The organism is Acinetobacter sp. 778_lipA, from assembly GCF_058242985.1.
The window spans coordinates 2,209,951-2,232,026 of sequence record NZ_JBZAYT010000001.1 but is presented as its reverse complement, the minus strand read 5'-3'; the positions used below and the strand labels follow the sequence as shown (position 1 = coordinate 2,232,026).

Here is a 22,076-nt window from a genome sequence, read left to right as displayed (position 1 = left end):
TTGAAGCATTTTATTGTGGGGCAAGCTGTATAATAAGATGACTAAAGTACAAAATTCTACTTTTTAAGTGATTAAAATAAAATATAACCAAACTTAGTTTTGAATAAAAAGTAAAAAGCTTGGTCTCCTTTTCAAATTTATCATTTCTATTTTTTGAATCATAGAAGAATTTTATAGCATTTCAAGATCTTCACTGCTGAGAAGCTGATAATTTTCTTGATTTAAGATCATTAAAACTATCATACGATAACAATTGAATATATCAGCAACTGTATCAGTTGAGGTTAAAATCGCTTTAAATCATTCTAGAAATCAAAATCATTAAAACCAGATATTGTACCAATAATAAAGCAATTTGTAGTTTTAAAAGTTTAAAGCATCCTACAAAACGCTGTGACCAATCACGTCCTGCTTTGGATGCGGGCATCAATTTCATACTCATTAGGGTTTGATCAAATTGTAGGGTTAAGTTTTCAATAGATTCAGTTTGGGATTCTCGTGCAATCATTTTAATGATTTGAGCATCAAACTTAACTCTAAATGAGAGATAGTGATGAAGCCCAGATAATAACAATGTAATGACAATGAACGTCCAAAACTCAAAGGATTGCCAACCTTTGAACAGGATGGCAAAAATAGATAACGCAAAAGCCAAATAACCTGAAAGTAATATAGCTGTGGTTGCAGACAACAGTTGCGCAACCACATAAAAATTCATTTTCATGGCGCTAAACCTTTCAGTTTTAGATGGTAAATTTCTAATTCTTCCAGTTGGGCTTGTTTTAATACCACCCAAGGGCGAGCTTTACGAATAATGTTTACCATTTCATCAATATTAGCATCTTGGTTTTGTTGAATCAGCCAAGCGGTGAGTACAGCGCTACTTCTTGAATAACCTAAGGCACAAAAAATCAGAATATTTTGGATAGAGCTTGCTTCAAGCTTTGACATCAAATCATTTAATCGTGCTACGGCTAACTCAAGCTGATTGGCTTGTAATGGAATCAGATCTAGACTGAGATATTGCTGATATGCCGTTACTTGGTTTAAGGGTAACTCAGCAACACAATCAAATATTGCATTGTATTGGAGGTGCTCTTGTTGTGTTGGAACTCTTCCAATATAGATTTTTTTAAGTTCATGTTGAATGATAAAAGAATCTTCGTGATGTTTTTTGGTCCAAACACGACTATTAAGCCAAGCAAAGATTAAATAAGGCGCAAGCAGTATTTGTGCTGCAACCGTCATTTTGCCATTTTCTTGTTTTTGAAAAAAATGTGGACGTACAAAACTATAGCTATGTGCAACGATAAATAGACTCACAGCAGGGTAAATTAGCCACAATCCCCAAGGTCTAAACTCATAAGCTAAGATAAGGAAAATCACTGAGCCACAAAGGTAATAACTACCAAGCTTTAAATGTTTTGCTGTTAACAGTTGCAGCCCATCTTTTCTAAATGGGGATTTTACTGAAATTGGAAATAACCATAAGCATAAAGCGCCAACAAGTATTCCTGTAGGAAGATCAATAAAATGATGTTGCCATGTCGTGAGTACAGAAATTCCAATCAGCACACACCAAAAATCGACCACATATTTCCATGCCCCAGATACATGGCGACGATAGAAATCCCAAAGGATAATCAGCAAAACAATATGTAATGAGGGTGCTTGATTAAAGGGCTTATCGAAGCCCATCAGGACATCAAACCATAGACCGAAAAAACCATCTAAAGGTGGACGTTCAAAACTAAACTTTAAAGGGAACAGTAAGAAGCAACTAATCGAAATGACTTGCGCTAAAAATAGCCTAAGCGCTTGTTGTTTAAGCTCAAATTTGTTCCAACAAAGCAATAAGGAGAGGCCGTAAAACAGGTCAATTGACCAATACGGCACAATCGTCCAAGCCAAAAGTGGAATATGCTTTTCCCAAGCAAAGACAATACTTGGAACATCCTTAAGACCTGACGCATATTGATTTGCAAAGCCATAAGTGAGGAAAAAGAAAGGCGCAAGAAAAACTAAGCAAAGTACGCCCCATTTCCATGTCCCAGTTTCTTTGATTAGATTACTGCTCATAAAATTTTTATTAGGTTGATAAAGTTGGAGATTTTTAGAATAATCGGAAACAATCTCTGTATCCGTAATGTGTGATTCAGAATCAGATAGAGTATTCATTTCAGTTATTGAATGATTTGGTTTTAAAAGTCTTTCTTTAGGTAGGTGAACCTCTTGAGAAAGGATATTTTTAATTTCCAATGCAAATTCTACGCTATCTGCTTGAATCCAAATTGTAGAAAATGCAAAATCATTTCCTATTGTTATTTTTTCATCGCCAATTAAATAAATAAGTTCAACAAAATCTTCATATGGTTCAAAAGGCGATCCTGAAATGACCTCAATAGGATAAATTTTTTCTAATACATTTAAAATATGTGTTACACACTCACGCCATTCATAATTATCACCATCAAAATCTACATCATAATTCAGACGGAATTGGTTTTTAGGCCAAAGTGGAAATCTACGCATATCTTCAAGTGTGTACATATTCTTTAATCCATTTCTAAGTTAAGTGCGCATCCTTGCACATTTGATTGATCCTAACTTGATTACATGGTGTCAAAGTTTCTGTGCGACTGAGACGGTAAATATTCCAAACTCATCAATACATTGGTCGACCTTTTTAAAGCCAGCAGCTTCAACAAGTGCATCCATTTCCGCTTGTGAGCGTAAACGCATTACCCATGCATCACCTTCACGATGTGAGGTTAGTGCGCGCGCAATAAACTCTTGCTGCGGGTGCCAAATTTGACCAGTATAAATCAAATAACCATCTTTAAGGATTGCTTTACTTAAGCCCTCAAGTGATTGACGTAGCAAATCATTGTCTGCAAATAACTCATATAAACCCGAAACCACTGCAAGTGAAGGTTTTGGTTTAACAGAGGCCAAAGACTGTGTATCAAATGCATCTGCTTGAACAAATTCAGCAATGTCATTGAGTCCACGTGTTGCAATCATTTGCTGACCAGCTTGTACATTGATATCGCTATAATCACGCAATAAGATTGAATCTGGTCGTTTTGGTAGTTGAACCACAGCATCTAAAATATAACGCCCATGACCAGAAGCAATATCCATAATGCTCAATGGTTTATGGTTTTTAATCAGAATATCCGCATATTTCTGAACTAAAAGTTCAATATTCTGTTTACGAACACGGATTCCACGCCAACCAATCGCATTTAAATATTGGCGGTCTATGATGTTGCCAATAGGATTAGAACTTTCAGGTTGGTTACGATAAACAAAATCTAAAGTGCTTCCAGAGTCATAGCCAGTGTCTTCACCAATTTTTAAGCCTTTTGATAAATGACTACCAATTTTTAGATTCTTTTTTGTAATTTCCCAAAATGCATTCTTTATTGATTTAGCGGGTAATGGTGAACTGAGATCTTCAGCTATAGCGCAACTTGGACCAATTTTGTCCGCATTTAAAACATCTGGAGCTTGATATTCAACCGCAAAACATTGCTGGATAAATCTGCGTATTTTTTCTGTTGCAATATGGCGATCTTTTTCGCCTAAAGTATCGTGAAAGAAACCCTCTAAAATATGTAATTCTTTTTTAGGATGTGGAAGCTTTTGGTAAAATTCACGTTGCGGTTTTTGAAAAACTACAAAATCTGAACCTGAACATAACACCTGAGTCGGCACAAAGATATTTTGTGAGTCAGCAACAATACGCTTAGAGGCATCATAGAGTCCAAGCAACATTCTCACCGAAATTGCTTTAGCAATTTTAGGATCGGTATCATAGCTTTGAGCACGTTCTTCATCATGGGTCAGCATTTTGGCTTTAACATAACTTTGAATGAAAAAATTACCACGAATTTTTTCCATGACTCTTAAACTTGGTTCGGCAAATGGCACATAAAGCTTAATATCAAAAGCAGGGGAAGCGAGACACAAGGCGCGAATTTTTGGCGCATAATCATGTACCCATGTTGCAGCTAATACAGCACCTACACTTTGTGCAACCACAGCAATGTTTTTGGCGTCGATGCCATAGTTTTCTTCAATATGCTGTACAAAATATTGAATATCTTTTACACATGTGGAGAAGCTAGGTGCATCACCACGTTCACCTGGTGAATCGCCGTGCCCACGGGCATCCCACGCAAAGAAATCAAATTCACTTAAATTGAGTTCATTAACTAAATGCGCCATACGTCCTGAATGTTCATGGCCGCGATGAAACAGAAGAATGGCTTTTTTTGTTTCGCTTGGAGTGTTGGTCGACCAATGTTGATAAAACAATTCTGTTCCATCATGACTCTTAAAGGTGTGATGACTGTTGTTATACATACGAATTTACCCTAAATATGAAACTGTTTTATAACGCTGTTTTTAAACTATTTTTAATTCGGTTATAGATGGTTAAACTAAGTAGTAGACCAATTAAAATGAGTATGCCATTACAGATTAAGCTGAGAAGTTGTAAATTTGTAGTGAATAATGGCGTGATGACAATCACGACAGTGATTAAACTAAACCAAAATGCGCGATCACTTTTCCCCATTGGGCCGTCATAACGACGTTCTTGACCAATCAGTGGGGCCATAACGCCCGTGTATTCACTTAAAATTGCAAGAAAAGCGACTAATAAGAGTAATTTTGCATTAATAAAGCCAAAAGCAATCAAGCATAGATAGAGTGCTGTGTCCGAAATAACATCACACAACTCATTGTAAAACGCACCTAAGTTGGATTGTTGTTTAAATTCACGGGCAAGCATTCCATCGATGGCGTTGAAAGCCATTCGTAGCAGCATCCACAAAGGAAAGAGCAATAACCATCCATTTACAGCATGATTCAAATAATACTGGTATAGAAAAAAGCTTAAACCGAGCGATATAAACATCGCTAATAATGTGACTTGATTTGCCGTGATTCCGATATTAAAAAGCTTTTTAACAAAAGGGCGTAGTAAGTTTTGAAATGCTGGTTTTAATTGATAGATTGATGGCATTGTTCTAGTAATATAAGGTATATGATAGGATTTTAATCAAGTTTTCCATGATTTTACAAGTATTAATTTTCATCATTTAAATTCGTGATGTTGGGAGCTACTGACATTTCATAAAAGGTTCGCGTTGTGGGCTAAAATTGCATATGAGACGTATACATCGTAGTGTATTGAGTGAGATTGATTAGAGAAACTATTGGCGAGTTTTACTGCTCAGGCTGAGATAATTTAGCCATCACCTGAGCAAGAACCAAGAAATATTTTGTTTATAGAGAGGGTGTGCGGGGACTAGAATATTTTTTCAGCAACGTCGTTAGCTTGTGAAATGATGTTGCTCATCTTTTAGAGTGTCTAAATTCAATATTTCATGCCTCGTATCATCTAAAATCATTTGTAGCCGCAAACGCAGACAAATTATCAACAGACCCTAATTTAAAATTTCTATGAATGGTCCTATAATTCAAATATCATCTTAATTTTGATCTTGTTTATGCTATGACACCTGCTTGTAAAGTTTTAAAATCAAATAAAATTGAATTTTCTGTTCATGAATATGAACATGATGTAAATGCAAAAAGTTTTGGCTTAGAGGCTGCTGAAAAATTAGGTTTAAATGTCGAAGAAGTTTTTAAAACCCTGATGGTAACAGATGATAAAAACTATTTTGTTGCCATCCTTCCAGTGAATCATCAATTAAATTTAAAGAAAGTAGCGAGCGCCTTTGCTTGTAAAAAACTACATATGGCTGATCCTAAAGATGCAGAGCGTTTAACTGGATATTTAGTTGGTGGAATCAGTCCTGTAGGTCAAAAAAAGCGTTTAAAAACGGTAATTTGTGAAAGTGCACAGCCGTTAAGTAAAATGTATGTGAGTGGTGGGAAAAGGGGCTTGGATATTGGGGTTAATCCACTAGATTTAGCGAAGGTTTTGAGTGCGAATTTTGCTGATATTGTTGATGAATAATCCATCCTTTTATTGATGAATTTTAATTAAAAATAATAATGTTACTCACTATGTTACTCACAAAAAGATTTGCTCAAAAATAAAGCCACTGAAGTGGCTTTATTTTTTGAATCTATATCTAATATTACAGACTGGACATATGAACTAAACCAATAAATCTTCCGACCATCCTTAAATGGCTTCGTGTAGCGTCCTTCTCTAATTCTGGCATCTAGAGTTTCTGGTTCTATATTCAGCAAGTGAGCAAATTCGGCTCGCCCAATTCTGCGTTCTTCTTTTTGGCTTACCAGTTGCTCAACAAGTCTTGTTAAATGTTTGAGAGATTCAGATTCAATTTTTAATGCGACCATTTCATCACCTCAACAAGCTTTCTTTCTAGTGCGCTTCATATCAGCAGCAATAGATTGAGTAGAATTAATAATTAATTGTTCAGCCTGATTAATATTATCAGAACTGTTCATGTAACAAGCAATCGCATTACTAGCTATGCAATAACCAAATTTAACTGCTATTAAGGTTTACTACAGAACAAGTGAAGTCAGTTTTAGCGGTTCAACAGCTAGAGATGATACTAGGGGATTTATTACACTGGGAACTGTAGATGCGACGCGACATATTTTACAAGCAGTTGATTGATCCCGTTTTGACTTAATAGTTAAACTGAAGTTTTTTCTAAGAATGTTACTTGATCTGGATCAAGGCGTATGGCATATTTTAGCTGTAGTGGACGAATTTATGGTAATCCACACAGTTTAATAGATTTGTATACCCACTGATTCCATCAAGTGGGTATTTTTTTGAGATATACAGCTAATGAAATGGATTTTATCGCTAACTCTTATAATCGTATCTACGACAAGTTTTGCTTATCAAATTACAGATTATTCAGGGAAATGTTTTACACAAAATGAGAAAAAAACTTATTCCTGTTCAATTCAAAAAGGTGTAAGTGCTGGTGGAAAGTTTGTATACATAGAATTTGATCAAAAAGAATATTTAATTGAGCAATCAACAACATGTGGTGGTAAATGTAAACCTTATTTGGGTACAACTCCAGAAAATGTATTGTCTGCTAAAAATTATAAAAAAGATCAATGGAGTTGTTACAAGCAAGAGCAAGGCAATATGAATATTTGTTATATGCTAACCAAATAAATTAATTTTTAAGGAGCTCATCGAAAGGTGAGTTTTTTTTTCATAAAAAACAAATCTGTAATGATTAGGTGCTAAGATACTATTGAAGAATAGGAAAAAACATGAACATTTGTATTGGTGGTCCTTGGCATGGAAGTAAGTTGCTTGGGAATGTAAGCCATGAGAAATTTTTCAAAATTAAAGGTTCTACATCAAAATCAATTACAACCTATTATAAAAAAATAGTTAAGATTAAAAATCAAGAGTATGTATTTTGGGTATCTGATGAGTTATTAGATATGCAGGCTGATGAAATAATTAAAGATTATTTAGTAAAAAATTTTCAAATTCAATAGAGAAAACATATAGTCGTTAAAAGATATAGATTGATAGTGATTGTTTAGAAAATTATAGAATGTTACGTATTTCATTGAGATAGAGATTATCTGGCATTGCATATTTATATATTTAATGGATAATTATGTTTTCTTCCATGGTTTTTTACATGCCAATCGTTAATGTTAAAAAGCTTGATAATATTCTTAGTAAATTATTTGAAAGTAAAAGAATTCCAAAAATAATTTTAATTGGCTATAAATCATATAGTGATCTTATGAATGACCGAAAATTTTTTGAAGATGTAGTGGGCTCATCAATGAAACCCAGCAAACGAACTTATAAAAATATTAAAATAAAAGTAACCCAAGATGATAATCAGCTTGAGGTTAGATGTTTTTCTTGAATTTTTGAAGATCCTATTAGCATGAAAATTAAAATTGGTTTACTTATTTTGAAAATTGAGTGCAATATTAGATTAAAATATTATATTAGTATCCTACGCTAATGAATAAAAATAAATTTTTATAATAGTTTTTACTTCTGTATTAATAGTTAGCATATTTTTACTAGGTTTTTCCGTTTATAAGATTTCACAAGCACGAAATAAAAATAACATCTTGAAACTTTCTAGCGATGCTAAAAATTCATTAGTCGATATTGCTAAATAGAATTACTTATTCGATATAGATCGAACCAATGAAAATACCATAATGATTTTTTTAAATTTTATCGGCTACTTAGTGATTGATTTTTTGATCCTGTTACTCTTGATTATGAGCTTTTTCATCATCTTTAGCTGAATTTTGTGCTTTAATTGAGCATGAGCTGAATCACAATTAAACAGTTTAAGGATGAAATGCAGGTTATGAAATTCAAATTATGAGATGAGCATCTTAAACAGCTTGAAATAGACAGAATTAAAAGCGGTGATAGTGAAGGTACTGATGATCTTACATCAGTAAAAATAACTATTCAGGTTGTTGATGCAAGTAAGTAAGCCCTCCTCGATAAGGGATTACATCCTAAAAAAAGGACAAAATTAAAATCTTAAATTTATCAGTTTTATAATTATGTTATTGAATTGACTGATTTAAAATTAAGTTGTAAATTACCATGTTACATCTTAGATGATTAAACAGTGACCTTATTTTTTCGTTTTTTTATTTCGGTGCTCCTAATATTAATATTCTTCATGTTTATGTATATTGTTATAAAGGGTATTTGAGTCTGACATATTTTTTAAGCAATAAGAAACCCGCATTAAGCAGGTAAATACTGAGTTTCTTTTTTGGAGTAAACCATTGTCTAAGTATGAGGTGCTTTGTTTATAGCATCAATAGAATTTCTCTTTTTTAGTTTTATAAAATTAACATGATATAGCTATCCAGAACTCTAGATAAGCTTCACACATCAAATAATAGAATGACACCTTGCCCTAAACTTTTAAAATTAGCGTCAGGGCAGGGTAAACAAATCACACGATGTATCATTTACTATTGCTAATTACAATGAGTGTAATACATTGAAAGATGCAAAGAATAAGGCTTTTAAGTGAGGGTTAAACTTTTAATTTTGTATAATCTTTTAAAATATTGGGATGAAAAGTAATTGTCAGATATTAAATTATATTCGCTAAATAAGAGCGTTGTTACACTTGTTAAGACTCAATCTAGTGACTTTGAAGCGCTTGTTGCTATTCGAATTGAAGCAATGTTTGAAAGCCTTAAGCGTCTTGGTCGTTTTGATCCCATACGTGTAAGAGAGCGTTTTCGAGAAGGCTTTAATCCTGAGTTTACTCGCTATATAGAAGTTTCTGGTGAACGAGTAGGTTTCGTGGTTGTTAAACCTTATATCGATGGAATGTTACTTGACCATCTCTATATTAAACCAGGTGCACAAGGTATAGGCATAGGTTCTGTAGTTCTTCGTCATATCTTCATGGAGGTGGATGAACTTGGTTTGTCATTGAAAGTAGGAGCTTTAAAAGAGAGTGCTTCAAATCGATTTTATAGTCGTCATGGTTTTCAATTCGTGGAAAGTAGTGAATTTGATAACTACTATGTTCGTCATAATGGACAAAGTGGTTTGGGGGTGGATATTTGACTTAAACTTATTTGTTATTTAGGAAAATAAATAATTTAGAACGAGCGAATGCAGTGCGAATTGATAATGAAAATTAGATGAAGCATGACCCTTAGATTGAGAGTAGTTCCCTTAAAGACCATTAGGTTTAATGAGATTGTTATTCTTTTGAATTTTCACAATTTAGTAGAATACATTTGCCATCAATTTTACCAACCGAACTTATTGGTTTCGATGTATCTCCATCGTCTAGAGAGATCTCAACAAATAAGTTTTGATCCTCGAAAGATTCCAACTCTTTAATTAATTGTTTGATAGTTTTTCCACGTGTTATCCATTCTGGCTGTTTAGACATATTTTTTCCTGTTATAGATCATTGATACTGTCGCCAAATACAATGAATGTAGTGCTTTAAATGATGCGAAAAACAATGTGTTAGAATGAGACTAAATAAGCTATAAACTCATTTGAAATTATAGGCTTTAAGCTACACTATCACTTCTTCTTATTACAGCCGATCACACTGGCATCTGTGATGATATTCTTTTTATCGGTGTACAGAGTGATATTGCAAAAATAATCGATAACAGTCCGATTCTCTGTATATCCAGTTTTCCGATATACAGGTTCGCTACCAACTGGCATTTGGCCAATCACGCCACCACCTCCGATTCCAACCATTGTCGTCTTTTGGCCAATATACTCAACACCTGTCTGCACGAAAACTCTTTCTGGTGTTACATGGGTCTGCACTCGATTCCACCCATAGAAGCCACCACTACCATACGATGATGGACCCAGACCATGATCAGGTTTACCAAATAATTTAAATGCATTACTGGCTGGTTGCCCTACTAGTTTTTGTGCAGCCACTTCGACTTCATTGGGTTTGGAGACAAAGGTAGCGCAAGCGGTGATGGTAAACACCATAAGGGTTACACAACTATATTTGAATAAAGGCATGGAAATGATTCCCGAAATAATGAATGTTATACGCATAATGCAGATTGAGAAATTAATCAATAATGACTAAGTATATAATTTATTCGATTATATCGCTTAATTATAGATAACCTCAACATAGCCTAGTCCTAACTCATAGAATCAGGACTAGCAAAAAATATCGATTTACGATGTTTAGACTATTCAAAAGTACACTCAGTGTATTTCTTCAAGTGTTTCGAAGAAAACGCATTTAAGCCTCTGAGCTTTGGGTTATTGATTTTGAATATTACGCTGATTTAATAAAGGTGTATTTAGATTATTGAATTTTCTCTGATACTCATCATTTGAAATAAGCCCTCGATCTTTTGCTTTTTGTAAATACTGAATGTTTTGTTGATTTTGTAGAGACTCTACTGCATTCATATCATTTTTCTTTAAGTAGTATTGAGTCTTTTCATACGTATTCATAGTAGATGTGTTTAATGAGTCTTCTTGAATTTTTACCGCCTTTTCATATCTTTGTTTTTTTGATAATTCTTCTTGTTGTTTTTTAAAATCAAAAAAATCAACTGAAGGAGTGCTTTCAAGTGAAATTTCATTTTGTTCAGAACTAAACATTAATGATCTTTCTTTTGAGTTTTGCTCAGAAAATGCTGGCATAGAATACGATTGCCCACAAAGTATAAAAAGATAAAGGCATTTTTTAATCATTACTAAATTTCTCAGAAAAGATTTTACGTTAAAATAACTAGCAAAGCTTTTGTAGAATATCTTAAAAATGAAAATATAACTATTTAAATTTTGTATAGATGACACATTGGTAAGCATACAGTTGAGTCTAATAAGATCAATCAAAGCAACACAGCCATTTCAATGGATAATTGTCTACACATTACGGTAGCTCAACTTAACCATATGAAACGCTAGAGGAGTTCGATGAACTACTTTTCTAGATTTATTCAATCTTTTAAGATGTTTTTTCAATTTGTTTTTCTCATAGATTTTACATAATTATAATAAATATTTTGTTGGATTATATTTGTGGGATGTATTTTTAATAGAGGTAATTTAAATAAATATTATTTTAAAGATTTTATTTTTTATTGAAAATTCAGTGTTTTTCTATAAATAAGGCTTATATTAGGTTGCAATATAAAATATTTAATCCGTGATGTTTTATTGTATTAAGAATGTGTGATTAAAATTGTGATAAATAGATTGTTAAAATTTTTATCTTTTAATCAATTTTTAAAGTTTTAAAGTTTTAAAGTTTTAAAGTTTTAAAGTTTTAAAGTTTTAAAGTTTTAAAGTGGTTTTGATGGTGGGATGTATTTTATATTTCGCTTAAAAGGTGTAATTGGGTCTTTATTAAGATTAAAATCACATTAAAAAATTACAAAAATAATAATGCTGTAAACAAATATTAATATATAGTTTTATTGTATAAGACATTACTTACATAATTTTGACATAAAGTTAACTTAAATTATAATGTAAAATTTAAGGATATATATGATTATAAATTATCGGAAATAACTAGCTTATAAATTATTGATTATTTTGTTGTTGAAATTTTGAGCTTTAAAAATTTTATATCTGATAATTTATAGATCTTTTTTATTTGAAATTATCTTAAACACTTGAGGAATTATTATGAAAATTGCTTTGATTGGTGCAACAGGTATGGCAGGTTCACGTATTTTAGAAGAACTTGTTTCACGTGGTCATTATGTTAAAGCTATTGCACGTGATACACATAAAATACCAGATACGGAACGTGTTTTATCTTTAGATGTTGACTTAAATGATCATGATGCACTCGTAGAAGTACTAAAAGGTCAGGATGCTGTTATAAGCTCAGTTCCTTTCCATGGATTAGATGCTAATGCATTGATCAATACAATTAGGGATTCAAAAGTTAAACGTTACCTCGTCGTAGGCGGCGCTGGTGGATTAACGCTTCCTAATAAAAATGTACGTTTATTGGATACCGATGATTTTCCTGCTGCTTATAAACCTGAAGCAGAAGCAGCTACAAATTTTCTTGAAAAACTCAAACAAGTTGATGATATCGAGTGGACTTTCATATCACCTTCTGCTGAGTTTGCACCTGGCAAACGAACAGGGGAGTTTCGTTTAGGAAAAGATGAACTTATAATAGGTAAAGATGGTAGCAAAATTTCAGCTGAAGATTTTGCAATAGCATTGTCTGATGAAATTGAAAGTAATAACCATATTCATCAACGTTTTACTGTTGGTTATTAAGAAGTGAATGAAAGCCCTCAATTGAGGGCTTTTTTATATATAAAATCATTAAAATTAATAGTATTAATAAGATTTATAGTTTCTTGAATGAATATTATTTAAATATCTTAAGTGGATTATAAGTGTTTGCAAATTTTATTTTTGATTGATTTTTAAATGTTTATATTGAATTGATCTAAATAAATATTATTAAAAAATAATGAAATAATATTTCAATCAAATCAATGCTTTTGAATTTATTTTTATAATTTTAATATATGTTGATACATATAAAGAGTAGCTATTAATAAAGCAAAGGATCATGCTTGATTTTGTCATTAATGTTAATGATAAAAAAAGGATAATTATTATGTCTAACTCCACTAATCAACCTGGTTCAAATCAAAATAACCAAACATCTAAACAACCTGATAGCGATAAAGGTAATCAACCTCAAAAACAGCAACAAGGAAATCAAGATCAGCAAAATTCTGGTGTTAATCCTAAACAAGATAATAATGCAAAAGAACAGCAGCAAGCTCCTAACACGAAGTAATAATGTCAAAGTATTATCTTATAATTAAAGGGGCGTAAGCCCCTTTAATACATGGAAAATAATTAAATGGGCTCCAAAACAACATTATGATATATGTGAAATATTGTATCAGTATATGAGCTTGCTCATACCAATGATGATGAAATAATAAATAGAGATCTAGATATTAATTATTTTTTAGATGTTGATATAGACATGAAGCTGCTACTTTTGAATATTTACAGACGCATATCTATTTGGTTGAGTAAGTTTTACTGTTGTATAACAGCCACTATTTTAAATAGGTGAAACTATTCCCAATATCTTTTCAGCTATTTCATTACCATTTAAATATGCTCCATGAACAGTACCTGCATATTTCAAACTACAATGCTCGCCAGCGAAGAAAATTTGTTCTCGAATGGGTTTGTGTAATACTTTAACCAGATCATCTGTGTGCTTCAGTGATGGAAAACTAAAGGAACCATAACTATAAGCATCAGAACCCCAACGTGTAATGATGAGCTTCTTAGGCTTATGGGGAATACTGCCGAATTGTTTTTTTAAGCTATTATAAATAAACTGGTATATTTGATTATTCGTTGAATTATCGATAAATTCTGATTGTTTTCCTCCAAACAGCATCAAATAAACTGGTTTTTTATAAATTTCAGATAAGTCTAAAATATTAAAACAGCCAATATCATTCCAATAGAAATCACTTATATGTCTGGCAGGTAGTTTTAATCTAAAAGAAAGCGGTTGTTCTAATTCAAAAAATACTTTATTGAATGAACCAAATCCAATATTTTTAATAGAATTAGCATAGTGATTAGGGAGCAAGGGATAAAATTCGATATGATTTTTTTGTAAAACACCGAGTGGTACAGTAACCACCACACGAGAACCTATGTAAAAATTATTATTGGAATCAATAATCTTTACATAATCATTTTTGCAGATGATTTTTTTTACATCTACATTTAATTTAATATCTAATTTTTTTGAAAGTACATCTATCACTTGATGATAGCCCGTGGGAAATATTACTTCATCTCCTTCAAAATAACCTTCATAATTTTTATAATTTGCTAAAAGTTGGTCAAGATTTGTCGCAAATGGATCATTTGCTATTCGCTCGAAAAAGTTAAATAATATTTTTTTAAGATAACACTCTGAAAATTTGCTACCTGAATAATCTAAAGAAGATATTATTTCTTTAATTGCATTCAGGGCAGATATTGTTTGTGTTTGAGAAAGTAGCATTTCTATTTTTTCTACATGAGATTCAAACTCCTGAACTTCTTGATCAGAAAATAGCAAACCATTTTCATGAAAATATTGAGATTTATAGTAGTTAAATATTTTTGTTTCAATGTGGTTTTCTTGGGTAATTTTCCATATAGGATTATCTTTAATACCATGAATCCATGATGCACCTAAATCAAAAACATCAGAATCAGATTTCAATGAATCTATTCGTCCACCTATACGAGATCTGGCTTCAAGTAGGGTAACTTTTTTACCACTTTCTTGTAGTTTTTTAGCGCATGCTATTCCAGCAATACCGGCACCAATAATAATAATCGGAAGATGAATATCGCGATTTTTTAACATAAAATTTATAGTACACTTATACATCCTAAAACTAGGATAATACACCTTATACTTTTTATACAAAATTATTAATATTTTTTCATTATAAATCAATAGGTTGTTTTAATAAGATGCGTATTTCAGCCTACAAACATGGCTTTTTATGGTAATTGGAGTCGGACTTGGAGGGCATATATGTAACTTCTGATCAACTTTGATACAAGGTAAGCGATATCTTTAATAAACCTATACATAACTTAAATAATAAATATTTAAATTTTCCTATACTTAGAGACAAGTAATATTATTAGGTTTTAAAATGAAAAAAATCATAAGTGTTCCGCTTTTATCAGTTTTAGTATCATTTAGTTCACTATCTGCATTTGCTAAAACTTCTCAAGAATCTATAACCTTTTCCAAAGGTACAGATCAAAAAACACAGACAGGAAGTTTTAAGGGATATGATGATATTCAATATAAAATTTATGCAAAAAAAGGACAAGTTCTTAAATTTAAAATAAACAGTAATAAAAATTTAGCAAATATTAATTTTTTCTCTCCTAATAGTAAGCCGGGTAGGGATGAGGCAATTTTTATTGGTTCTACTGGTGGTCAAGTTGGTGAGCTTATTTTACCTTTGAGTGGTGAATACACAATACAAGTTTATCAGATGCGTAATAGTGCTCGCCAAAATCAGAAAGTTAATTTTCAACTTAATATTCAGATTCAAAATGAACTTAAACATGCTGCTAGGTGATCTTTTTAAGGCATAAAAATCCAATAATTTAAAGTATATAGTAGGTATAGAATTTATATTAATATGATATTGAAAGTACATTATAGATTTAATTTATCTACATAATGCATGATTGAAAACTAATCTTATTTCTACTAGAATACAAAAACTTCATTGGCAAGTAGCCGCTTTTTACTCAGGTAAAGAGGTGATGATCAACATAATTGCTCAAATGGGCATGGTCATCCTAGCAAAGAACTAAAAGATCTTTCGAGTATATATTTCTTTTTGCTGGCAAGACCTTTGATTTATGACTCTGCTCTGGCTAGAAAGAGTGACAAATCATTGGTAATTATTGCTAGCCAGAGAAATTATTATGCTATCCGCTTTGCTAATATCTCGTTCCGTATTTGCTTTATCCGAAATTGGGGATAAAACCCTATTATTGGCGTTACTACTTTCAGCTCGACTCCAAAAGCCTACTCCTATTCTTGTCGCTATATTTCTCGCAACATTACTAAAACATGGTGTTTCAGCTGTTTTAGGGCAGTGGATTACTACTGTTCTTAGTCCTACATTATTGTTTGGATAGCTTCTGTGGGATTTATCGGTATGGCTGTATGGATGCTTATTCCAGATGAACTAGGCGATGAATCCGAAAGTATTAAAAATGGCAAAAATATGGCATCTTTGGTGCAAGCTTTATACTTTTCTTTTTGCAGAAATTGGTGATAAAACTCAATTAGCTATGGTGGCTTTAACAGCGCGTTTTGACAGCATAGCCTGAGTAACTATAGGGAAGAGTTTGGGGATAATGTTAGTGAATGCTCCTACAGTTTTCATTGGAAATAAGCTTGCTGGAAAACTTCCTATTCCATTAATTCATGAAATTGGCATACTTGTCTTTTTATTTATTTGGATCACTGTACTCATTCAATATTACTTTTTCTAACTATAATGAGGCGATTTAAACTAATGCCCATATATTGGCACCGCTTATTTTTTACTTTGTATCTACTTACTCCGCCACTTATTACTTTACTGCTATTGGGTTTAGCAGGTAACTGGTCGGATAGTGTACGATTGGCACTTTTATCACTACCAGGTTGCTGGCTGTGTTTTCAAGCGACCCAAAAATCAAACTTATTGTGGAAATTTTTTTCCATACTTTGGTGGTTTATCTTTATATTTCATACAAGTTTACTTTCAGTAAGTTGGCTATTGTTCAATAGTGATGCTGAAGCATATACAGTTGTAGAATCTATTGCGAATACAACATTTAATGAAAGTTTAGAGTTTTTTCATCTACATGTGGTTTTTTTTACGCTCTTTATTGGCTTTATTTTAATTGCTCTAATTTTATATTTTTCTATATTATTTAAATATTTTAATAAAACAGATTTACATGATCAGCAAGTAAACCGAGTGGGACGCTATGCTGTAGGTTTGTTAATATTACTATGTATAGTGAGTTATGCGTTTAAGCCTTCAATTGCTTTACATCCATTACTTTTTTGGTATGGATATTATGGCAATATTGCAGACTTCAAACTCCGTATTTTACAGCATGATAAAATACATAAAGAATGGACCCTTAATGCAAAAAAGAGGTTGATTATTGATGGTAAATTTAATAAAAAACAGATACATACGATTGTTTTAACAGATAGTATTACAAGTTTTAATTTTGGATTATGTGGTTATCCAAGAAATACAACACCTGAACTAACTAAACGTAGTGATCAGTTCAAAGTATTTTGTCGTGGATACGCACCTGCATCTTCTACTATTCAATCTTTACGTTATTTATTTAATGATGGTACACGGGATGTAATGGATGATAATGCGCCAGAAAATATCATGGCATATGCAAAGGCTGCAGGTTTTAAAGTTTACTGGATTAGTAACCAAGACGATGTTTATATTTCTTCGCTTTTTGCAGCTTATGCAGATAAAGCAGTATTTATAAATAAGAAATCAGGCCGTAGTAGTACTTCATTAGATGAAAAGATTCTTCCTGCATATAAAATTGCTTTAAATGATCCAGAACCTCGTAAATTTATAATTCTACATCTTATTGGTTCACATCCGAATTATAAAATGCGCTATCCAGAACAATTTTCTAAATTTAGCGATTATTCAAATGATGAAGTAGAAGAAAAACTTGAAAAAAATGAGATAAGCCATTTAATCCAACTGAAGCGAAATGAATATGATAACAGCATACTTTACCAAGACTGGATTGTTTCAAAGCTGTTTGACCTTCTAACTTCCACTCAATCAGATTTTAGATCTTTTACCTTTTTATCAGATCATGGTAATGAAGTTGGACATGATCAGAACTATGCTGGACATAGTGCAAGTACCGAGGCTGGATATCGTGTTCCCATTGTTATTTGGTATGATCAAATGCCAACTAAAGGTATAAGAAGTGAAAGACCAATTGATGCTGGTGATTTAGATCGTTATATATTACATCTAATGGGGGGACATGACAGGTTAGATCGTAAAGAACAACTATGTTGGTTAGATCAAACCTGTAAATTTTTACCTGGCTTACTTTGGCATTAGCTAAAATAATCCAAGACATTGTTTGTGCTTTAAGCGGGTTTTTGGGTAAGTTGATAGTTTTTATTGAAATTAGATGGTCTTTAATAAGTATAGGAGTGTATCAACTCGTCACTATATTTCTTAATGGTTGGTATTTTCTTATTGCTGTCTTTTATTTTGTTGTTTTAAATGGAATAAATAGATAATGGTCATATCAGTGTCATGTTCTTTGATTAGTTTGCCTGCATTCAACCTAATATGATATTTCAATGATGAAACCATTTAAAATTAAATATTCTCTAATCATTTGTTTCTATTCAGGAATTTTTTTAACAGCCTGCAATAATGATCATGATGATAATTCAGCTGTTGTAGTACCACCCAAGGCAGATACATCACTATATTTACAGACTAAACAACCCTATCAACCTCAGCAGAAACTAAGCAGTTATGAAGCAACACCCGTTGGTTATCATGCAGTTTTTACAGAATTAGTTGCTCGACATGGTTCACGAGGTTTATCGAGTATTAAATATGATTTAGCTTTATACAACATGTGGTTAAAAGCAAAACAGGAAAATGCCTTAACGCCATTGGGTGAACAATTGGGTACCGATTTAGAAGCTATGATGAAAGCCAATATTCTATTGGGTTATGGGGTAGAAGGTATACGTCAGTATGGCTATGGCAACGAAACTTCTGTGGGTATTAAAGAGCATCAGGGTATTGCAGATCGTTTATTACTACGCTTACCACAATTATTTAATCAAGCTAGCCAACAAGGTAAATCTGTACAAGTCATCAGCTCGGGTGTGGATCGAGCGGTGGACAGTGCTAAATTTTTTACCCATGAATTATTGAAACAGCAACCGAGTTTAAAAACTGTAATTACACCAGCAAGTTATCAAAGTCTCAACAGTATCTCTATACCAAGTATTGTTGATGGTGGGGTAAATCGCTTTCATCTGTATTTTCATAGTTTAAATGTACAAGACGATTTGACCAATGTTAAAACGGATTTAGACAAAACAGTCTATGCTGCTAGCTTAAAATATCAAGATTTTGAAGAGAACGATCCAGACTTAAAACAAAAAATTAAAGCATTGAGTGCAGATCCTAATGCGCAAAAAATCGCAACAGATGTATTAAGCCCAATTTTTAAAACAGCGTTTATTCAAAAAATTGGTCAAACTGGCTATAGCTTTAGTAATTCAGGATCATTCACTGTAACAAGTCCAAAAGGAGAACAGATTACTGAAAAAGGAAAAGGTAAAAATACTATTGCCAGTGCAGTAGATGCTGCGGCTTATGTGTACGAGTTGTATTCAATCACCGATGGAATGCAAGACGAGCTTGGTGCGACCCATTTTAAAAAATATATGCCTATCAACGCGGCTAAGTTTTATGCGCAATATAATGATGCCAATGATTTTTATAGTAAAGGCCCAAGCTTTGATACAGGAAAAGCTGTAACAACAGATATTGCCAAATCACTTAAACAGGATTTATTTAAACAAGTTGATGATGTTATGAGCAACACACAAAAGAATGTTGCTGTATTAAGATTTGCTCATGCTGAAATCATTATCCCTTTAGCAACTAGCTTAGAGTTAAAGGGGATGATGCAATCTGTGCCCTTTACACAGACGTTTAATTATTCAAATAGCGCATGGCGTGGTGAAGATATCTCACCGATGGCAGCAAACTTACAGTGGGATATTTATCAAAATTCGCAAGGGCAGACTTTGTTAAAAATGCTCTACAACGAAAAAGAGATTGCTTTTAAAAAAGATTGTGATTATGCCCGCTATAAAGCAAACAGCTATTATTATGATTATTTAAAGTTGAAACAATGTTATAATATTCAATAGATTGCTATAAAATTTTAGGGGAACTGGTTTCTCCTTTTTGATCGGTTTATAAAAGGAACACTGTGAAATTCCAGCAACATACTATTCAAGCTGCTATTTTTGATATGGACGGTACGATGCTGGACACTGAAAGGCTTAGGTTTAATGTATTAAAACAAGCGTCGTTGGAAATTATCGGTGTAGAGTTTAGCTTAGATTATTTGATGCAATGTTTAGGGCTAAATGCGTTAAGCTCAGAACATTTAGCGCAAAAGTTTTATGGTCAACATATTCCTTACCAGCACATTCGGCAGCGTGCTGAACAAATTGAACTTGAGATAGTTTTGTCGCAAGGCGTACCAGTGAAAGCTGGAGTTTTAGAAATATTAGCTTATTTGCAATCTCAAAATATCCTATTGGCTGTCGCTACATCTAGTACCCGAAAAATTGCTGAAAAATATTTAAAACTTGCAAAAATTGATCATTATTTTACCTTGTTGGTCTGTGGCGATGACGTGATACAAGGTAAACCACATCCAGAAATTTTTAACAAAGCCTGCACTTTATTAAATCTAAATCCGCAACACAGCTTGATGATTGAAGATTCTGAAAATGGGATTACTTCAGCAGATTTGGCTGGGGGAGTCACGATTTTGATTGAGGATATTAAAGCGCCGAATCAGGTCATGCTGGCGAGAGCAGATTACTATTTTGAATCTATGTTGGATTTTTATCAGGCAATCATAAAATCTGACTGAATAAAATTCATTTTCAATTGAACAACACTCAGTCAATTCAAGATTTAAACATGATGATTACGTGCTTTAATAGAAGCATTAAAATTAATGTGAATTTGATGTGTTTTTAGATTCTCAAAGTTTAACAACTCCAACTGAGACACATAATTATCCTGAGTGGCACAAAGGGAGAAAACACTACGCCTTATGGTACGTCGAAATTCATCATCCCGAATTATTAGCTTATTTAAATGATTTAACAGAAAAATTCTCAAACTATTTATTGCAACCCAACACACGCCAATTTCATATCACATTGTATATTTGTGGCTTTCTAAAAAAAAATAAAATGCAATTTGATGATGATTTTATTCAAAGCAAATTTCAACAACAGCTTAAAATTCTGACCCAAAACCAGCCAAATAGTTTTAAATTAACGACAGGAAAAATAAATAGTTTTAGTAGTGCTTTGTTTATAGAAATTCAAGATCATGAAAATAGCCTAAGCAATATTAGACAGTTATTATCCTATTCAAGCCAAGAAATTGCTGCATTACATTATTATCCACATATTACCTTAGGTCTGTATTCAACAGAGATTAGAGCACAAGAAATATTCAAAGCTATCGAAACGATTGATCAAAAAAGTTTTGAAATTAGCGTTGATCGGCTTAATTTTGGTATATATCAAGCGCAAGTCTTACAAGGGCCTTTAGCCACGTTACATCAGCTTATACTCAATCCGAAAAAAACAGATGGATCTTGGGAGTGGAATTCATGTTGCAATTAATCCTTGGCGGCGCGCGTTCAGGAAAAAGTAAATTAGCTGAAAAGATCGCGAAAGACTCAAATCTAAAGGTCATTTATATTGCTACGGCCCAAGCTTGGGATGATGAAATGCAACAACGTATTTCACACCATCAGTCACAACGACCTAATGAATGGCGGCTGATTGAAGAACCACTCTATCTAGCAGATTGTTTAAAACAAATAGATCAAGAAAAGCAAGTGATTTTGGTCGATTGCTTAACCTTATGGATGAGTAATTTATTGATGCATGAGGACACAAATATGCAACGCATTGAATGTGAAAAATTGCTTAAAAACTTACCTAAATTAGAGTCTGAAATTGTTTTAGTCAGTAATGAAACTGGGCTAGGTGTTATACCAATGGGTGAAATAACCCGAAAATTTGTTGATGAATCAGGACGTTTACATCAACTATTAGGTCAAATTGCTGATAAAGTAGTGTTTTGCGTCGCAGGTTTTCCGATGTTATTAAAAGGATAAATATTGTGATTACTATCATAGAAATTTGAGCATTTTAACGATT

General features: G+C 32.6%; 24 protein-coding genes. 15 read left to right on the top strand and 9 right to left on the bottom strand.

Annotation, left to right across the window (positions count from 1 at the left end; genetic code table 11):
- Positions 1-295: 295 nt before the first annotated feature.
- From AC4CUY_RS10635 to AC4CUY_RS10620, 4 genes are all read right to left on the bottom strand, one after another.
- On the bottom strand, positions 296-724 hold the full coding sequence (locus AC4CUY_RS10635) for a hypothetical protein (RefSeq protein WP_336950977.1): 429 nt from the start codon (positions 722-724) through the stop codon (positions 296-298).
- The gene (locus tag AC4CUY_RS10630) at positions 721-2,079 is read right to left on the bottom strand and encodes a phosphatase PAP2/dual specificity phosphatase family protein (RefSeq protein WP_490774665.1); all 1,359 of its coding nucleotides are present in this window, start codon (positions 2,077-2,079) and stop codon (positions 721-723) included. The genes AC4CUY_RS10635 and AC4CUY_RS10630 overlap by 4 nt, the downstream gene beginning before the upstream one ends.
- 543 nt (positions 2,080-2,622) lie before the next feature.
- Positions 2,623-4,371, bottom strand: coding sequence for a bifunctional alpha/beta hydrolase/class I SAM-dependent methyltransferase (locus AC4CUY_RS10625; protein WP_336950978.1), 1,749 nt, complete (start codon positions 4,369-4,371; stop codon positions 2,623-2,625).
- A gap of 28 nt (positions 4,372-4,399) precedes the next feature.
- Positions 4,400-5,035: a CDP-alcohol phosphatidyltransferase family protein gene (locus AC4CUY_RS10620; protein ID WP_336950980.1), complete on the bottom strand. Its 636-nt coding sequence runs from the start codon at positions 5,033-5,035 to the stop codon at positions 4,400-4,402.
- A gap of 492 nt (positions 5,036-5,527) precedes the next feature.
- Here AC4CUY_RS10620 and ybaK point away from each other — a divergent pair, with 492 nt between their 5' ends.
- Entirely contained in the window at positions 5,528-5,995 is a 468-nt protein-coding gene (gene ybaK, locus AC4CUY_RS10615) for a Cys-tRNA(Pro) deacylase (RefSeq protein WP_419327269.1), read from the top strand.
- Between the two features lie 53 nt (positions 5,996-6,048).
- Here the strand turns inward: ybaK and AC4CUY_RS10610 are convergent, their stop codons facing one another.
- The gene (locus tag AC4CUY_RS10610; RefSeq protein ID WP_336950982.1) at positions 6,049-6,345 is read right to left on the bottom strand and encodes a hypothetical protein; all 297 of its coding nucleotides are present in this window, start codon (positions 6,343-6,345) and stop codon (positions 6,049-6,051) included.
- Between the two features lie 463 nt (positions 6,346-6,808).
- Between AC4CUY_RS10610 and AC4CUY_RS10605 the strand changes: the two genes are divergently transcribed.
- The 4 genes from AC4CUY_RS10605 (at position 6,809) to AC4CUY_RS10590 (ending at position 9,571) form a co-directional block, all read left to right on the top strand.
- A complete protein-coding gene (locus tag AC4CUY_RS10605; protein ID WP_336950983.1) occupies positions 6,809-7,150 on the top strand; it encodes a hypothetical protein in 342 nt (113 codons plus the stop codon).
- A gap of 101 nt (positions 7,151-7,251) precedes the next feature.
- A complete protein-coding gene (locus AC4CUY_RS10600) occupies positions 7,252-7,485 on the top strand; it encodes a hypothetical protein (protein ID WP_419359728.1) in 234 nt (77 codons plus the stop codon).
- Between the two features lie 149 nt (positions 7,486-7,634).
- Entirely contained in the window at positions 7,635-7,871 is a 237-nt protein-coding gene (locus AC4CUY_RS10595; RefSeq protein WP_419327266.1) for a hypothetical protein, read from the top strand.
- A 1,307-nt stretch (positions 7,872-9,178) separates the two neighbouring features.
- Positions 9,179-9,571 (top strand): GNAT family N-acetyltransferase, encoded by a 393-nt coding sequence (locus AC4CUY_RS10590; protein WP_336950986.1) that lies wholly within the window; start codon positions 9,179-9,181, stop codon positions 9,569-9,571.
- 139 nt (positions 9,572-9,710) lie between these two features.
- Here the strand turns inward: AC4CUY_RS10590 and AC4CUY_RS10585 are convergent, their stop codons facing one another.
- The 3 genes from AC4CUY_RS10585 to AC4CUY_RS10575 form a co-directional block, all read right to left on the bottom strand.
- Positions 9,711-9,905, bottom strand: coding sequence for a hypothetical protein (locus AC4CUY_RS10585; RefSeq protein ID WP_336950987.1), 195 nt, complete (start codon positions 9,903-9,905; stop codon positions 9,711-9,713).
- 140 nt (positions 9,906-10,045) lie between these two features.
- Positions 10,046-10,513 (bottom strand): hypothetical protein, encoded by a 468-nt coding sequence (locus AC4CUY_RS10580; protein WP_490774093.1) that lies wholly within the window; start codon positions 10,511-10,513, stop codon positions 10,046-10,048.
- A 252-nt stretch (positions 10,514-10,765) separates the two neighbouring features.
- Positions 10,766-11,155 (bottom strand): hypothetical protein, encoded by a 390-nt coding sequence (locus AC4CUY_RS10575; protein WP_336950989.1) that lies wholly within the window; start codon positions 11,153-11,155, stop codon positions 10,766-10,768.
- 993 nt (positions 11,156-12,148) lie between these two features.
- Between AC4CUY_RS10575 and AC4CUY_RS10570 the strand changes: the two genes are divergently transcribed.
- Together AC4CUY_RS10570 and AC4CUY_RS10565 are read left to right on the top strand one after the other, a co-directional pair.
- Positions 12,149-12,760, top strand: a complete 612-nt coding sequence (locus tag AC4CUY_RS10570; protein ID WP_490774092.1) for an NAD(P)-dependent oxidoreductase — start codon at positions 12,149-12,151, stop codon at positions 12,758-12,760.
- Between the two features lie 301 nt (positions 12,761-13,061).
- Entirely contained in the window at positions 13,062-13,295 is a 234-nt protein-coding gene (locus tag AC4CUY_RS10565) for a hypothetical protein (protein ID WP_419359725.1), read from the top strand.
- Between the two features lie 276 nt (positions 13,296-13,571).
- On the opposite strand, the gene AC4CUY_RS10560 is transcribed toward AC4CUY_RS10565, so the two are convergent.
- On the bottom strand, positions 13,572-14,891 hold the full coding sequence (locus tag AC4CUY_RS10560; RefSeq protein WP_490774091.1) for an NAD(P)/FAD-dependent oxidoreductase: 1,320 nt from the start codon (positions 14,889-14,891) through the stop codon (positions 13,572-13,574).
- A 298-nt stretch (positions 14,892-15,189) separates the two neighbouring features.
- Here AC4CUY_RS10560 and AC4CUY_RS10555 point away from each other — a divergent pair, with 298 nt between their 5' ends.
- The 8 genes from AC4CUY_RS10555 (at position 15,190) to cobU (ending at position 22,033) form a co-directional block, all read left to right on the top strand.
- Positions 15,190-15,627, top strand: a complete 438-nt coding sequence (locus AC4CUY_RS10555) for a DNA breaking-rejoining protein (RefSeq protein WP_490774090.1) — start codon at positions 15,190-15,192, stop codon at positions 15,625-15,627.
- Between the two features lie 355 nt (positions 15,628-15,982).
- Positions 15,983-16,198, top strand: coding sequence for a TMEM165/GDT1 family protein (locus AC4CUY_RS10550; RefSeq protein WP_419327259.1), 216 nt, complete (start codon positions 15,983-15,985; stop codon positions 16,196-16,198).
- 57 nt (positions 16,199-16,255) lie between these two features.
- A complete protein-coding gene (locus tag AC4CUY_RS10545; RefSeq protein WP_490774089.1) occupies positions 16,256-16,393 on the top strand; it encodes a TMEM165/GDT1 family protein in 138 nt (45 codons plus the stop codon).
- Positions 16,394-16,689: 296 nt separating this feature from the next.
- Positions 16,690-18,177: a phosphoethanolamine transferase gene (locus AC4CUY_RS10540; protein ID WP_490774088.1), complete on the top strand. Its 1,488-nt coding sequence runs from the start codon at positions 16,690-16,692 to the stop codon at positions 18,175-18,177.
- A gap of 251 nt (positions 18,178-18,428) precedes the next feature.
- Entirely contained in the window at positions 18,429-20,027 is a 1,599-nt protein-coding gene (locus AC4CUY_RS10535) for a histidine-type phosphatase (protein ID WP_490774664.1), read from the top strand.
- 62 nt (positions 20,028-20,089) lie between these two features.
- Positions 20,090-20,764 (top strand): HAD family hydrolase, encoded by a 675-nt coding sequence (locus tag AC4CUY_RS10530; RefSeq protein WP_336950996.1) that lies wholly within the window; start codon positions 20,090-20,092, stop codon positions 20,762-20,764.
- Positions 20,765-20,864: 100 nt separating this feature from the next.
- Positions 20,865-21,533: a 2'-5' RNA ligase family protein gene (locus AC4CUY_RS10525; protein ID WP_419327255.1), complete on the top strand. Its 669-nt coding sequence runs from the start codon at positions 20,865-20,867 to the stop codon at positions 21,531-21,533.
- Positions 21,521-22,033: a bifunctional adenosylcobinamide kinase/adenosylcobinamide-phosphate guanylyltransferase gene (gene cobU, locus AC4CUY_RS10520; RefSeq protein ID WP_336950998.1), complete on the top strand. Its 513-nt coding sequence runs from the start codon at positions 21,521-21,523 to the stop codon at positions 22,031-22,033. Before AC4CUY_RS10525 ends, cobU begins: the two co-directional genes overlap by 13 nt.
- Positions 22,034-22,076: the final 43 nt, after the last annotated feature.